Origin of the sequence: Comamonas testosteroni, from assembly GCF_030505195.1 — a bacterium.
Taxonomy (GTDB): domain Bacteria; phylum Pseudomonadota; class Gammaproteobacteria; order Burkholderiales; family Burkholderiaceae_C; genus Comamonas; species Comamonas testosteroni_G.
In genome coordinates, this window is the sequence record NZ_CP129672.1 from 4,011,526 (window position 1) to 4,025,338 (window position 13,813).

A 13,813-nucleotide genomic window follows, 5' to 3' on the forward strand; every position below is an offset into this window, starting at 1 on the left:
CCACAGCCATCATCCAGCTGTCGATGACATAGGCATAAGGGTAAGCACCGAATATTTATTGCTCCATTGGCTTGCAATTCGGCACATGGTGAAGTAAATTTCGATCAAATTTCATTAACCACTTAAGTTAATTAAAAAGGAGCCTCTACCATGGAAACCCCAGAGATCAATGAACTTCTGACCCGCGTGGGCCCCGGCACGCCTATGGGTGAGCTGATGCGCCGCTACTGGCAGCCGATCGGCGCTGTGTCCGAACTGGACGGCAAGTGGACGCGCAAGGTGCGCCTGCTCGGAGAGGACCTGGTGCTGTTTCGCGATCGCCAGGGCCGTGTGGGTCTGGTCGGCGAGCAGTGCACACACCGCCGCGCCTCCTTGCTGCATGGAATCCCTACGGAGAACGGTATTCGCTGCCCCTACCACGGCTGGGAGTTCAGCGCCGAGGGCAAGTGCTTGAACCAGCCCAACGAAATTGACAACCCGAACTTCCGTGAGAAGGTTGGCACCAGCGCCTACCCAGTCCAGGAGCTGGGCGGCCTGCATTTCGCCTATTTGGGCCCGCTGCCGGCGCCTGAACTGCCTCGCTTCGACGGCTTTGTGCATCCAGGCACCATCCGTCAGATGGGCAAGGTGGTGTTGCCTATCAACTGGCTGCAGTGCATGGAGAACTCGCTGGACCCGATCCACACCGAATGGCTGCACGGACACCACCACGAGTTCATGAACGAAAAAGATGGCATCAAGGTTGCCATCAGCACCAAGCACGAGAAGATCGACTTCAAGGAGTTCGAGTTCGGCATGACCAAGCACCGTTTGCTGGCTGGCCACTCGGAAGACGGCGACGACTGGCGCATCGGCCACCCGATCGTGTTCCCCAATATGCTGGCGGTGGGCAACGGCGACGAGAAGAGTCGCTACTTCTCCTTTCAGATCCGCGTGCCGGTGGATGACGAGAACACGCTTCATCTCTGGTACAACGCCTACGTGCCACCGGCCGGCTCCGAGGTGGCCCCGCATTTGCTCAACACCGTGCATGTCTACAACGTGCCCTTCAAGGACGAGAAGACCGGTGAGTTCATCGTCGACAACGTCGACGGCCAGGACATGATGGCCTGGATCACCCAGGGCCGCATCGCTGACCGCAGCGCCGAGAACCTGGGCGCCACCGACAAGGGCATCATGATGTACCGTCGCATGCTCAGGCGCGAGATCAAGAAGGTGCAGGAGGGGCAAGACCCCATGGGCATCATCCGCGATCCGGCACGCAACCGCCGCATCGACCTGCCCAACGAGCGCAAAAAGCACCACAACAGCGATGGTTTCGCCTCCTTCGCGCTGCGCACCCACGCCAGATACTCGCCAATCATCCACGCCGTGGTCGAGATATTCGAGGGCGTTGAGCGCGCCAAGGCAGAAGGGGTCGCAGCATGACCCAGGACATCCGTCAGCGTCTGATCGACGCCTGCCGCATCCTCGACTCCGAGGGCCTGGGCGACCTAACCCGGGGTCATGTGTCGATACGCATGCCTGGTGACCCCACACATTTCTACATGAAGCCGCACAGCCGTGGCTTCGACGAGGTGACGCTGGAGAACATCGTGATTTGCAACTTGGAGGGGGAAAAGGTGGGCGGCGGCGGTCGCAAGCACAGCGAGGTCTACATCCACTCGGAGATCTACAAGGCACGGCCCGACGTCAACAGCGTGATCCACGTGCACCCCACGCATGCGGTGGCGCTGTCTTCGAGCGGCCGTCCTCTGCGCCCGATCAGCCAGCCCAGCATCGCTTTCTGCGATGGCCTGCCGGTCTTCGATGAGACGGTGGACTTGATCCGCAGCCAGCCCATGGGCGCTGGCGTGGCCAAGTCACTCGGCTCGCACAAGGCCGTGTTGATGCGCAGCCATGGCGTTGCCGTGGTGGGTGCGACGGTGGACGAGGCGACTATTCTGACCATCCTGCTGGAGAACGCCTGCCAGATCCAACTGCTGGCCGATGCTGCGGGCTCCTCGACTTTTGAGTTCCCGGACGACGATATCCAGCGCTTGCATCGCAATACCACCACGGCCGAGCAGTACAGCATCAACTTTGACTACCTTGCGCGGCGTACGCTGCGCAGCAGCGTCTGAGTCGACGCACTTAGGCGGCCGGTCGGCCGGTTCTTCCATATGTCAGACTCGTGTACATGAACACAGCACCCATGATTGATTCCCCGGCCGCTGCCAAAAAGCGCGCAGCAGCTCCGGCCACGGCCCACCGTGAGCCTGAGTCCGTGCGCGACTGGCGCGAGGCGCTACACGATGAGCGAGTGGCGCACCTGATCAAAGATGCCTACCGCGGCACTTCGAGCGCGCTGCAGCGGCGGCTGCGCGAGCACGGCGTGTCCTATGGCCATTGGACCTTTCTGCGCATCTTGTGGCAGACCGATGGCCTAACGCAGCGTCAGTTGTGCGAACAGGCTGGCGTGAGCGAGCCGGCTGCAGTGGGTGCGCTCAAGAGCATAGAGCAGGCTGGCTGGATTCTGCGCAAGAAACTGCCGCAAAATCGCAAGGAGATCCGCGTTTTCCTCACCCGCCAGGGTGCTGCACTGCGCTCGCGCATCGTCGCTTGCGCCGAGGAGGTGAACCAGGTCGCCACCGAGGGCATTCCCGCTGAGGACTTAGCGGTCACGCGTCGCACGCTGCTGTCGCTGATCAGCAACCTCGGGGTCGACGCCCAGGCGTTTGCTGAACGCCTGCGTGCGACTGCGCAGGAGGAGCCCGTATGACGCCCACCATTCGCATCGGTGTGGCAGGGCTGGGGGCCGCTGGCATTGCCTTTATTCCCGCTTTACGCAAGAACCTCGGCTTTGACTGGGTGGCATGCGCTGACCCCGCCGACGAGGTGCGCCATAAGTTCAGCGAGCTGTACGGCGTGCGCGCTTATGCCTCGTTGACCGAGATGCTCAAGCACCCGGGTCTGGACGCGGTGCTGGTCGCGACGCCGACCGATCTGCATGCGGCGCAGGTGCTCGAAGCGGCCGCAGCCGGCAAGCATGTGCTGGTCGAGAAGCCGATGGCGGTCTGCTTGGAGGACGCTCGCACGATGGCGCAGGCCGCAGAGAGCGCTGGCATCATCCTGCTGGTCGGTCATTCACACAGCCATGATCTGCCGGTGCGGCGCATGCACGAATTGATCGCCTCCGGTGAACTAGGCCGTGTGCGCATGGTCAATACTTGGTGCTACAGCGACTGGATGCACCGGCCACGCCGGGCCAGCGAATTCGACGTGGCACAAGGCGGCGGTGTGACCTTCCGCCAGGGCTCGCACCAGTTCGATGTGTTGCGCTTGCTGTGTGGCGGGCGCGCACGCAGCGTGCGTGCGCGCACCTTTGACTGGCATCCCGAACGTCGCTCGATAGGCGCCCACTCGGTCTGGATCGATTTTGAAGATGGCGCCGCCGCCACTGCGATCTATAACGGCTACGGAGGTTTGGCCAGCAGTGAACTGACCGGTCATATTTCCGAATGGGGCTTCGAGGAAGTGCCGGGTAGCCACGGCAGGCGTGCACAGACGGCGCGTAGCCCCGAGGAGGAACTGCGGGCTAAGAAGGAGCGCGCGCTCACGGCCATTCCGGCTCAGGCACCGTTTCAGCCCACCTTCGGCCTCACTCTGGTGAGCTGTGAGCGCGGCGACATCCGCCAGTCGCCGCAGGGCTTGTTGGTCTACACCGAAGGTGAGCGCCGCGAAATCATTTTGCCGACCGACCGCAGCCCACGCGACCTCGTGCTAGAAGAGCTGCACGACGCCATCCGTGGCAAGGTGCCGGCGACCCATGATGGTCGCTGGGGCTTGGCCAATCTCGAGATCTGCCTAGCTGCGATTGCCTCGTCCGTTAATGGAGCCGAGGTGCTGTTGCACGAGCAGGTCGCCCCCCATGTTTCCGATCACAAAGTTCAGCCATGACGATGATGCCTCTGCGGGTTGCGAGCAAACGCTGCATCGCACCCGATGTCTTTCTGTTCGAGTTGGCGCGCGCCGACGGCGCCCCGCTGCCCGCCTTTGATGCTGGCTCCCACGTGACCGTGCTCGCTCCGGCTGGCCTGACTCGCCGTTATTCTCTGTGCAACAGTCCGCGTGAAACTGACCGTTTTAGCATCGCGATCAAGCGCGAGGCAGCGGGAGGCGGCGGCTCGATGAGCCTGTGCGACACCGTAGAGCCCGGCGACACACTGCCGACCTCGCTGCCGCTGAACTACTTCCCGCTGGCCGAAGGCGCCCAGAGACACCTGCTGATTGCCGGGGGCATAGGCATCACGCCCATCCTGGCGATGGCGCAGGAACTGCTGGCGCGCGGTGCCGAATTCCGCATCGTCTATTTGGCCAGCAGCCGCGCCACTGCACCGTTTGTGCAGGAATTGCTGGAAGGCCCGCTGGCCGGGCGTGTCACCTTGCACTGCACCGAGGGTGATGCAGGCAGTCGCTTGGATCTGCAGGCGCTGCTGAAGGAGCAGGCGCCGGGTCAGCATGTCTACTGCTGTGGCCCGCGCCGGCTGATGCAGGCGGTGCGCGAGCACAGTGCGCATTGGATTGCCGGCAGCGTGCATTTCGAGGACTTCGGTACCAGCGAGCAGCCACAGGAGCAGGCCGACCAGCCCTTCACAGTTCGGCTGGCGCGCAGCGGCCGCAGCTTCGAGGTACCCTGCGGCACCAGCATCCTCACGGTGCTGCGCGACGCAGGCATCCCTGCTCCGGCCTCCTGCGAAAGCGGCACCTGCGGCTCCTGCCGTACCACGCTGCTGAGCGGTTGCGCCGACCACCGCGATTTTGTGCTGGACGAGTCCGAGTATGACAGCGAGATCATGATTTGCGTTTCCCGCGCCAAGAGTTCCGTGATCGAAATCGACCTCTGAGAAAACACCACCATGTCCCAACTGCAAATCTCGGTCGCCATGGGCGACTACGACCGCAATCGAGCGCTGTTCGACGGCCGGGTCCAGATCGATGGCTGCGACCCTGTCTACATGCTGCTCAGCCCGGAGGAGATGTTCTTCCGCGCCATGCGCAACCGTGATTTCGACGTCACTGAGTTGTCCTTCTCCAGCTACGTCGTCAAGCACGCGGCCGGCGACAGCCCCTACATAGCCATCCCGGTCTTCCTCTCGCGCGCGTTCCGCCACACCTCGATCTACGTGCGCAAAGACCGCATCCGACGTCCCGAGGACCTCAAAGGCTGCAGCATCGGCATCCCCGAGTACCAGCTCACAGCCATTGTCTGGGCACGTTCGATCCTGCAGGACGATTACGGCATCCGGCCGGAAGACGTGACCTGGGTGCGCGGTGGTATCGACACGCCGGGTCGTCCCGAGAAGATCAAGCTGAACTTGCCGCCCGGCGTCAACGTGACGAACGCACCCGAGGGGCGCACCATCTCTGACCTGCTCGACCAGGGCGAGATCGATGCTTTCATCGCGCCGCGTCCACCAAGCGGGCCCGCCCTCGCAAACCCTCAGGTGGGCTGGCTGTTCGACGATCCCATCGTCATTGCGAAGAACTACTACGCACGCACCGGCATCTTCCCCATCATGCACGTGGTCGGCGTGCGCAAGGAGCTGGTGCAGCAGCACCCCTGGCTGCCCGCAGCCCTGTTCAAGGCCTTCGGCGAGTCCAAGGCCCGGGCGCTCGAATTACTGGCCGACACCTCGGCCACCAAGGTTACGCTGCCTTTCGTCGAAGAACAGCTCAAGGCCGCGCGCGAACTGCTGGGCGAGGACTTCTGGTCCTACGGGGTGGCACCTAATACCCGGACCATCGAGGCCTTCCTGCGTCACCATCATGCGCAGGGTCTGTCGGCACGCAAGGTCGAGCTGTCCGAGCTGTTCCATCCGTCGACCTACGAGAGCTACAGCATCTGAGGCGCAGTATGGTCCACCCCATGAGCGAGTTCCAGCCCGAGGCCTGGGCACTTTTTCTGCTGGCAGGCTCTGGCATCGTGCTGTTGGCGGGGATTGTCAAGGGCGCGATGGGAGTGGGCATGGGTATGCTGGCTGTGCCCATGTTGTCCCTCTTCGTGCCTCCGGCCCAGGCCATCGGCCTGATGGTGGTGCCGGTGCTGTGGTCCAATATGGCTCAGACGGTCGAGTCTGGGTCGCCGCTCTACAGCGTCAAGCGCTTCCGCTGGCTGATTGTGTCGCAGCTACTGTCCGTCGTGCTCACGGTGCGCCTGACCTCCAGCCTTTCCGCTGAGCAGATGAACGTGATGTTCGCCTGCGCAATCCTGGTCTCGGTGCTGCTGATGGCCACGCGGCCGAACGTGCGGATCGCGCCACGTTACGAGACCGCGGCCAGCGTGCTGGCCGGCATCACGGCCGGTGTGATGGGCGGCGTGTCCTCGCTCACCAGCCCGGTGCTCATCACCTACTTGATGGCGCTGAACCTCCGCCGCGAGGAGTTTATCGGCAGCATTAGCATCATCTACCTTTTCGGTTCAGTGTTCATGTATTCGGCCATGGTCTGGTATGGCCGCTTCGGCACCTACGAGCTGCTGATGTCTTGTGCCACCGTCCTTCCCATGTTGCTTGGCCTGGCACTGGGCAAGAAAATCCGTTACCGACTCAGCGAGGCACGCTTTCGCGCGCTGTTGCTGGCCTTTCTGACTGTGCTGGCAACAGTACTATTGTTCAAATGAATCACGCCCCCTATCCTTGTGGCCGAGCAGGGCCCTTGGTCTGGGGCGACGAGATCCTTCTCCTCGGCCATGCGACCATGGATCACCTGCACGAGGACTTCGTGGTCTGTCTGGGCGACCTGCCGCTAGCTCCCGACGAAATCTTGCCGGGGGTGCTGGATGCCATGATCGAGCACCTGAGCGTGCACTTTGGCGACGAGGACCGCTGGAGGGAGGAAGCTGGCTTTCTACCCCGCCAGTGCCACATGGACGAGCACGGGGCCGTGCTCCAGTCGACCGCCGAGGAGCGGTTCCGGTTGCAGCAAGGTGACATGCTGCCCTGTCGGCGCTTTGCGGATGCGCTGTAAGACTGGTTTCCCACCCATGCGACCCACCTCGATTGCACCTTGGCGCACGGGCTGTGTAATGAATCGCCCAGGGTTTTGAGGAGGCTCAACACTCTGAGAGGATTGAGCCATGAGCAAGTCGAACAAGTTCTCACCCGAGGTGCGTGAGCGTGCGGTGAGGATGGTGCAGGAGCACCGAGGGGAGTACCCGTCGCTGTGGGCGGCCATCGAGTCCATCGCACCGAAGATTGGATGTGTGCCGCAGACCTTGAACGAATGGGTCAAGCGTGCCGAAGTCGACACCGGCGTGCGCGAAGGCGTCACGACCAGTGAGGCCCAGCGGATGAAGGAACTGGAGCGAGAGGTCAAGGAACTGCGCCGGGCCAATGAGATATTGAAGCTGGCCAGCGCGTTTTTCGCCCAGGCGGAGCTCGACCGCCGGCTCAAGTCCTGAAGGACTTCATCGACAAACATCGCGATGCCTTCGGGGTCGAGCCGCTCTGCAAGGTCTTGCAGGTCGCCCCGTCGGCATATCGAAGGCATGCGGCGCTGCTGCGCGAGCCCCACAAGCGCTGTGCCCGGGCTCATCGCGACGAGATGCTGATGCCACAGATTGAACGTGTCTGGCAGGCCAACATGCAGGTCTACGGCGCCGACAAGGTGTGGCGGCAACTGGCACGCGAAGGTGTTGTCGTGGCCCGCTGTACGGTCGAGCGATTGATGCGCAGGCTCGGACTGCGTGGCGTGATGCGCGGCAAGGTCGTGCGCACCACGGTCGGCGATGCGAAGGCGCCATGCCCGTTGGACCGGGTGAACCGGCAGTTCCGTGCCGAGCGGCCCAACCAGTTGTGGGTCAGCGACTTCACGTACGTCTCGACCTGGCAGGGCTGGCTGTACGTGGCCTTCGTCATCGATGTGTTTGCCAGGCGCATCGTCGGCTGGCGGGTGAGCAGCTCAATGCGAACGGACTTCGTACTTGATGCGCTGGAGCAAGCTCTCTACGCCCGGCAGCCTGAACGCGATGGAAGCCTGGTCTGTCACTCCGACAGGGGCTCGCAGTACGTCAGCATTCGCTACACCGAACGACTGGCAGAAGCGGGCATCGAACCGTCAGTGGGAAGCAAGGGCGACAGCTATGACAACGCCTTGGCCGAGACCATAAACGGACTCTACAAGGCCGAACTCATTCATCGCCGAGCACCCTGGAAAACCAAGGAGACCGTGGAGTTCGCAACGCTCGAATGGGTGTCGTGGTTCAACCACCATCGCCTGCTCGAACCCATCGGGTATATCCCGCCAGCAGAAGCCGAGGCAAACTACTACCGGCAACTCGCCAGTCATAACACCGAGGTGGTGGCCTGACTTAAACCAAACAGCCTCCGCGAATCCCGGGGCGATTCAAACTGGCGATACCGTGCTGGCTCTAGGGCGTGTCATCAAATTGGAGTGCTGCTTCGTTATCAGGAGCATGAATCGCAGATACGCTCTGACAGATAGGCAGTGGGCTCAGATCCAAGACCTGTTACCCGGCAGGGCCGGGCACGTTGGAGCGCCTGCCAAGAACAACCGCCTGTTCGTCGACGCTGTGCTCTACCGCTATCGCGCGGGCATTGCCTGGCGCGACCTGCCTGAACGATTCGGAGATTTCCGCGTGGTGCACCTGCGCCATATGCGCTGGAGCCGACGCGGTGTGTGGCAACGCCTCTTTGAAGCCCTGGCCCAGAACGCAGACAACGAATACGCCATGATCGATGCCACCATCGTGCGGGCGCACCAGCACAGCGCAGGCGGTAAAGGGGGGCTGGGGCGCAAGCTATCGGACGCAGCCGGGGAGGCCTGAGCACCAAGATCCACGCCACCGTGGATGCGTTGGGTAATCCCACAGGCTTCGTGCTCACGGCCGGCCAAGCCTCGGACCTGCAGGGCGCCGATGTCCTGCTCAAGGACATCGATGCGCAGATGGTCATCGCCGACAAGGCCTATGACGCACAGCAGCGAGTGGTCCAACCCCTACTGAAAGCGGACAAGGGCGTGGTCATCCCCAGTATTCGCACGCGTACCGTGCAGCGCGAATATGACAGGCATCTGTACAAGGCACGTCATCTGATCGAGAACTTCTTCGCACGCCTGAAGCAGTATCGGGCCATCGCCACGCGCTATGACAAAACCGCCTTTGCTTTCCTGGGTGCGATTCATCTGGCGGCCGCTGTCGTTTGGCTCATTTGATGACACGCCCTAGTCTCCTTAGATTGAAAGCAAAGATGATCTATTGAAGTGTTTACTAATAATATTTATACATACTATATGTGTCAATATTGAATGTGTACTTATCAAAAGATGGCGCAGTTGACGTATCTATTACAGACTTGACCATAAAAACGGAGCGTAGTGATGGACTCACTCGACATGGCGGGGCAGTTGATACGCCGCTTACATCAGCAAGCAACTCAGGTTTTCGTCCAGCGCACCCAGGCTGCGGGCTTTGATCTGACACCTGTTCAATTTGCAGCTCTTGATGCCATTGATGCTCAGCCTGCCACGGATCAGGCGCGTGTCGCGGAAATGATTGCCTACGATCGGGCCACCATCGGTGGCGTCATCGATCGACTGGAGCAGAAGGGCTGGATTCGTCGAGTTGTCAATGAACGGGATCGTAGGGCGCGCGAGCTTTCGTTGACAACCGAAGGCGAGCGTGTTCGTTCAGTGTTGCTGCCGCTAGTTCGGGGTCTGCAGGATGAAATACTTCAGCCCCTGAGTGATGCAGAACGTCTATGTTTTCTTCAACTTTCTCGTCAACTCATGCGGTAGTAAGTTGCAACTCTCTGTGGCGATGTGTATGTGCCGGCAAATCCAGCGCTGGCAAGCAAAGTGGCATTCAAGCTGGCGATGACGGAGGCGACGTAGCAAGTCAAGGGCAACACGAATTTCAAGAGAGGGGGCGTCAGCATGCAAACGTCGTCGAACAGTACTGCAGCCGCTTCTAGACCGGCTACAGTTTGCTGCGGGAAAACCTGTAAGCTGGGCTAGCTAGAAAGGCCTGACCGTTGGCGTCAATATCAACACAGGCGTCAAGGAAGCAAGTTCGTCGTCAATGGCGTGAATGCTTTTATACCCGCCTCAAGCCCGCCGTGTTGATATCGCATGGATAGCTACTTCTAGTGGCTACCAGTCGGGCTCGTCGCAAAAACATCCGCGTGGAAGTCCTGTGCTAACAGGCCCATATCGGAAGCTGCTGTGCGCACTGATTGAACCAGGGAGGGTGAGCCACAGCAGTGCACCACATGATCGTGCAGGTTGCCAAAGTGTGTGCGTAGTGCGTCATCCACCCGACCTGCGTGAGCATCCGCAGGCATATCGCCTAGGTCGGTGATAGCTGCAATGTAGCGAAACTGCGGCCAAGTTTTGCGCCACTTGTCGATGGCACTAGGGAGATACAGGCCAGAGGGGTTGCGAGCCCCCCATAGCAGCGTGATGTCGCGCTGAACCTTGCGTTTGGCTAAGTCATCAAGAACGGATTTAATGGGCGCAAATCCCGTGCCACCTGCAACGCAAATCAGGGGCCTGGTGTCGTCAGGCTTCAGTGCGATACTGCCGAATGGCAGTTCGATCTCCAATGTGTCACCAGACTTCAACTGCTGGACGATAGTGCTGAAGCGACCACCCGGTACATGCCTGATATGCAATGTGATGCCATCGCTCTCATGGGGTGGATTGGCCATAGAGTAGCTGCGGCTTTCCCCGTCGTCGAGGTGAATCAGCAGGTATTGGCCGGCTTCAAATTTGGCGCGCTTGCCCGCAGGCAGGCGCAGGCGCAGCAGCGAGACATCGGGAGCCGCCAGTGTATTGCTGTACACCTTGGCCGTAAAACGTTTGCGGGCTTCTGGGTCGATGCGGCGAAAGGAGCTCGGCTGGATACGTATATCGCTGGCGGCGGTGCAGCCGCACAGCAATACCTGCTCCGAGGTGCAGAGTTCGCTGCGCACGGCCATGCCATTGAAGGAAGTAATATTTCCTTTGAGCAGGACGCTCGCACAATTGCCACAGCTACCTTTGCGGCAGGAATAAGGTAGTTCGATGCCGGCCTGCAGGGCGGCATCCAGCACGGATTGCCCGGGCGCGCAGGGGAACGCGATATCAGAGTCGTGGATATGGATCTGGTGGTTCATGGAGGGTCCTCAGCCCGGTTGGGCGCCGAGCAGGGCGATCGTGCGCAGGAGGGCCGTGGAGTCGGCCACGCCACGGCCGGCAATGTCCATGGCGCTGCCATGGCCCACGCTGGAAAGCACCACCCTGCCGCCGATGGAGAGCGCGCTGGCTCCGTTAGGTGCCAGCAGCTTGATGGGAATGTGGCCCTGATCGTGCAGCATGGCTACATACAGGTCGTGCTTGCGCTGTGCCAGAACCATGTCGGCCCCCATGGGACCATCTACCGCCAGGCCGCACTTGCGCAGTGTCTCGACAGCGGGAACGGTGATCTGGGAGTCCTCCAGGCCGAACAACTGTCCTTCAGATGCATGAGGGTTGATCCCGAATACAGCGACTTGTGGTTTAGGCACCCCGAGTAAGGTGCATGTCTGCACGGCAGCCTGCACCGCGTTGACCACCAACTGAGGAGAGAGCCGCTCCAATGCGCTGCGCACGCTTTTATGCAAAGTAACATGCACGATGCGCAGGCCAGCACCCACCAGCATCAGGAATACCTGGTCTTCGTTCATGCCAAGAACATTGGCGAGCAAAGATGGGTAGCCGCTGAACGCTATGCCTGCGCGGTGAATGGCCGTTTCATGGTGGGGGCAGGCAATGACGGCATCGACTTCGCCGTTTTCGCACGCTCGGATGGCTGCTGTTGCAGATTGCACCGTGGATAGGCCTGCCTGCGGGGTGATCTCTCCCCATTGCACTGGTTGTGCAAGTGAGCCGGCTTCCGCATGAATGAGGTCTTGAAGAAGGGACTCCATTTGGCAGATCTGCGCTGCTTGTTCAAGAGCGCTCCACGGTCCATAGACCTTGATCAGGGATCTTTCGGTGGCAGACAACTGCTGAAGAGCTTTCAGTGCGATTTCAGGGCCAATACCGTGGGGATCGCCGATGGCCAAAGCCAATTTACGGTGCACTAATGTCATAGCGGCAATGCCATCAACGTGTCCGTCACCGTGCTGTCGCAAACCGCGATGCGCTCTTGCAGACGCAACTTGCCATCGATCGTGGTGAATTTGTCGAGGTACTCACCGCTGGCAAAGACCTCGGTTTCCCCGGTATGCATGATGCGCAGCACCATGAACGGCGTGGAAGCACTGGCCTGTGTTGCATCGCCTGACTGGATCGAAGGCAGACCCAGAATATGGCGATAGCGGTGGCGCTCGTAGATATTGGCTTCGCGCAGCGCAGAAATTCGGTCGGTGAGCATGTCCTGTGAATCCGCCCAGACAATGCCAGCAGCAAGCCCTTCAGCATGATTGTCGACATTGGTGACGCGATAGTGGCAATCCTTCGTGAAGAAGGTTGGCCATTGCTCCATGGCGTCACTGTCTATGGTCTTCGCGTAAGCGGCATTGAAGGCCGCGATTTGAATTTCATTGATCATGCTTGCATCTCCTGTCCCATATGCTTGCGGTAGGCCTTCCAAAAGCCGCGTACCGAGGTTTCTGTGGCGCGGCCCTCGCTAGAGCCTTCGTGGTCTCCGCCCATCTCGATGACCGCATCAAGGTTGGCGGCGCCTGCGATGCCACGCTGCACGAATCCACCAACAGCTCCGTCTTCCATGGAAATAAATCCTGCAGGGCCGATGAGGTTGGCCTGTTTGAGTCTGACCTTGCGCTGCTCTGTACTGTCATCTGCATAGCCAAGATAGGTCCAGTTGAGTTCCGAGCTGGAGATGCTCTTGGGCAACAGCTGACGCACGGCGATGCTGTTCTGAATCTGCTGCAGCACAAAACCAGGGAACACAGAAAGGATCTGCAGGGTCACGCCGTCCTCGAACTCCTCGAAGCCCTCTAGAAGGCTGGGATCTTTGAGCCGGTAACGCTCGTTGTCGGAGCGGATGGCCTGGTCCTTGTAAGAGTCGTCTTTGGCGCTACGATCGATCATGGAATAGCTCACATGGTGACCACCCGACTCGTCGACGATGACACCGCCTTTTTGTGAGAGGCGATTCAGCTCGAAGGTGGTGAAGAACATATGCAGGAGGCTGGCGTGATAGCTGTCCTTCACGTTCTCGAAGTAGAGCTTCCAGTTGTTAGGCAGCTTTTGCGTGAAGCGACCGATGACTTCTACGGGCTTGTGCAGCACGCGCTCTATGCGCTCGCAAATCTCAGGGCCAAGGTAATCCTCAATGCTGGGCACGTCCTCGGAAAAACTGCCAAAGACCAAACCGCAAAAGACAGCCACGCGGAGCTTGCGCGGGCCATGCTCTTCTTTGCAGAACGAGGCTGGCATGCCACCCTGGCCCTTGACACCTTTCTCGAAGGCAACGCCGGTCAGATCTCCCTGTCGGTTGTAGCTCCAGGCGTGATAGACGCACTGGAAACTATCCGTACGGCCCGATTTCTCCAGAGCGATGAGAGCGCCGCGATGCGCGCAGCGGTTCTCGAAGGCGTAGATTTCCTGGTCGGCATCCCGCACGACAACTATTGGTGTTTCACCGACAAAGGTGGTGCGGAAATCACCCGCCTCAGGGATTTCAGATTCCAGGCACAGGTAGTTCCAGACCTCGCCGCGATAGATACGTTGCTGTTCCTGATCCGCATTGGCTGTGTCGGTATAGATACCAAAAGGCACGCGCGTATTAGTGGCCCCACGCCACTGGATGATGGATTCTTGCATGTTG

The 13,813-nt window shown here is 60.4% G+C and carries 15 protein-coding genes and 1 other annotated feature; of the genes, 11 read left to right on the forward strand and 4 right to left on the reverse strand.

Going from position 1 to position 13,813, the window contains the following annotated elements; genetic code table 11:
* Positions 1-150: 150 nt before the first annotated feature.
* The 11 genes from QYQ99_RS18610 to QYQ99_RS18660 all read left to right on the forward strand — a co-directional run bounded on the left by QYQ99_RS18610 (position 151) and on the right by QYQ99_RS18660 (position 9,795).
* A complete protein-coding gene (locus tag QYQ99_RS18610; RefSeq protein WP_302089480.1) occupies positions 151-1,428 on the forward strand; it encodes an aromatic ring-hydroxylating dioxygenase subunit alpha in 1,278 nt (425 codons plus the stop codon).
* Complete coding sequence (locus QYQ99_RS18615; RefSeq protein WP_302089481.1) at positions 1,425-2,123, forward strand: class II aldolase/adducin family protein; 699 nt, start codon at positions 1,425-1,427, stop codon at positions 2,121-2,123. The genes QYQ99_RS18610 and QYQ99_RS18615 overlap by 4 nt, the downstream gene beginning before the upstream one ends.
* Positions 2,124-2,194: 71 nt before the next feature.
* On the forward strand, positions 2,195-2,761 hold the full coding sequence (locus QYQ99_RS18620) for a MarR family winged helix-turn-helix transcriptional regulator (RefSeq protein WP_302089482.1): 567 nt from the start codon (positions 2,195-2,197) through the stop codon (positions 2,759-2,761).
* Positions 2,758-3,939: a Gfo/Idh/MocA family oxidoreductase gene (locus QYQ99_RS18625; protein ID WP_302089483.1), complete on the forward strand. Its 1,182-nt coding sequence runs from the start codon at positions 2,758-2,760 to the stop codon at positions 3,937-3,939. Before QYQ99_RS18620 ends, QYQ99_RS18625 begins: the two co-directional genes overlap by 4 nt.
* The gene (locus tag QYQ99_RS18630; protein ID WP_367882818.1) at positions 3,936-4,886 is read left to right on the forward strand and encodes a PDR/VanB family oxidoreductase; all 951 of its coding nucleotides are present in this window, start codon (positions 3,936-3,938) and stop codon (positions 4,884-4,886) included. Before QYQ99_RS18625 ends, QYQ99_RS18630 begins: the two co-directional genes overlap by 4 nt.
* Positions 4,887-4,898: 12 nt before the next feature.
* Entirely contained in the window at positions 4,899-5,888 is a 990-nt protein-coding gene (locus tag QYQ99_RS18635; RefSeq protein WP_302089484.1) for an ABC transporter substrate-binding protein, read from the forward strand.
* A gap of 20 nt (positions 5,889-5,908) precedes the next feature.
* Entirely contained in the window at positions 5,909-6,661 is a 753-nt protein-coding gene (locus tag QYQ99_RS18640) for a sulfite exporter TauE/SafE family protein (RefSeq protein ID WP_302089485.1), read from the forward strand.
* A gap of 77 nt (positions 6,662-6,738) precedes the next feature.
* Positions 6,739-7,008: a hypothetical protein gene (locus QYQ99_RS18645; protein WP_302089486.1), complete on the forward strand. Its 270-nt coding sequence runs from the start codon at positions 6,739-6,741 to the stop codon at positions 7,006-7,008.
* A gap of 109 nt (positions 7,009-7,117) precedes the next feature.
* Positions 7,118-8,349, forward strand: a protein-coding gene (locus tag QYQ99_RS18650) for an IS3 family transposase (RefSeq protein WP_437439045.1) whose coding sequence is annotated in 2 segments (ribosomal slippage) — positions 7,118-7,409 and positions 7,409-8,349 — 1,233 coding nt in all. Because the reading frame shifts where the segments join, the coding sequence is not laid out codon by codon here.
* Positions 7,396-7,512 (forward strand) — a sequence feature (AL1L pseudoknot). (Overlaps the previous gene by 117 nt.)
* Before the next feature lie 106 nt (positions 8,350-8,455).
* A protein-coding gene (locus QYQ99_RS18655) for an IS5 family transposase (RefSeq protein ID WP_302089488.1) occupies positions 8,456-9,213 on the forward strand; the annotation gives its coding sequence in 2 pieces (ribosomal slippage) (positions 8,456-8,795 and positions 8,795-9,213; 759 coding nt in all).
* 165 nt (positions 9,214-9,378) lie between these two features.
* Positions 9,379-9,795 carry a MarR family winged helix-turn-helix transcriptional regulator gene (locus QYQ99_RS18660; RefSeq protein WP_302089489.1) on the forward strand — a complete coding sequence of 139 codons (417 nt, stop codon included), beginning with the start codon at positions 9,379-9,381 and terminating at the stop codon, positions 9,793-9,795.
* Between the two features lie 347 nt (positions 9,796-10,142).
* On the opposite strand, the gene tphA1I is transcribed toward QYQ99_RS18660, so the two are convergent.
* From tphA1I to tphA2I, 4 genes are read right to left on the reverse strand one after another with little or no spacing between them, the layout of a single operon-like run.
* A complete protein-coding gene (tphA1I, locus tag QYQ99_RS18665; RefSeq protein WP_302089490.1) occupies positions 10,143-11,153 on the reverse strand; it encodes a terephthalate 1,2-dioxygenase reductase TphA1I in 1,011 nt (336 codons plus the stop codon).
* A 9-nt stretch (positions 11,154-11,162) separates the two neighbouring features.
* The gene (gene tphBI / locus QYQ99_RS18670) at positions 11,163-12,110 is read right to left on the reverse strand and encodes a 1,2-dihydroxy-3,5-cyclohexadiene-1,4-dicarboxylate dehydrogenase (protein ID WP_302093216.1); all 948 of its coding nucleotides are present in this window, start codon (positions 12,108-12,110) and stop codon (positions 11,163-11,165) included.
* On the reverse strand, positions 12,107-12,571 hold the full coding sequence (gene tphA3I / locus QYQ99_RS18675) for a terephthalate 1,2-dioxygenase terminal oxygenase subunit beta TphA3I (RefSeq protein WP_034369201.1): 465 nt from the start codon (positions 12,569-12,571) through the stop codon (positions 12,107-12,109). The genes tphBI and tphA3I overlap by 4 nt, the downstream gene beginning before the upstream one ends.
* Positions 12,568-13,809: a terephthalate 1,2-dioxygenase terminal oxygenase subunit alpha TphA2I gene (gene tphA2I, locus QYQ99_RS18680; RefSeq protein WP_280008166.1), complete on the reverse strand. Its 1,242-nt coding sequence runs from the start codon at positions 13,807-13,809 to the stop codon at positions 12,568-12,570. Before tphA2I ends, tphA3I begins: the two co-directional genes overlap by 4 nt.
* Positions 13,810-13,813: the final 4 nt, after the last annotated feature.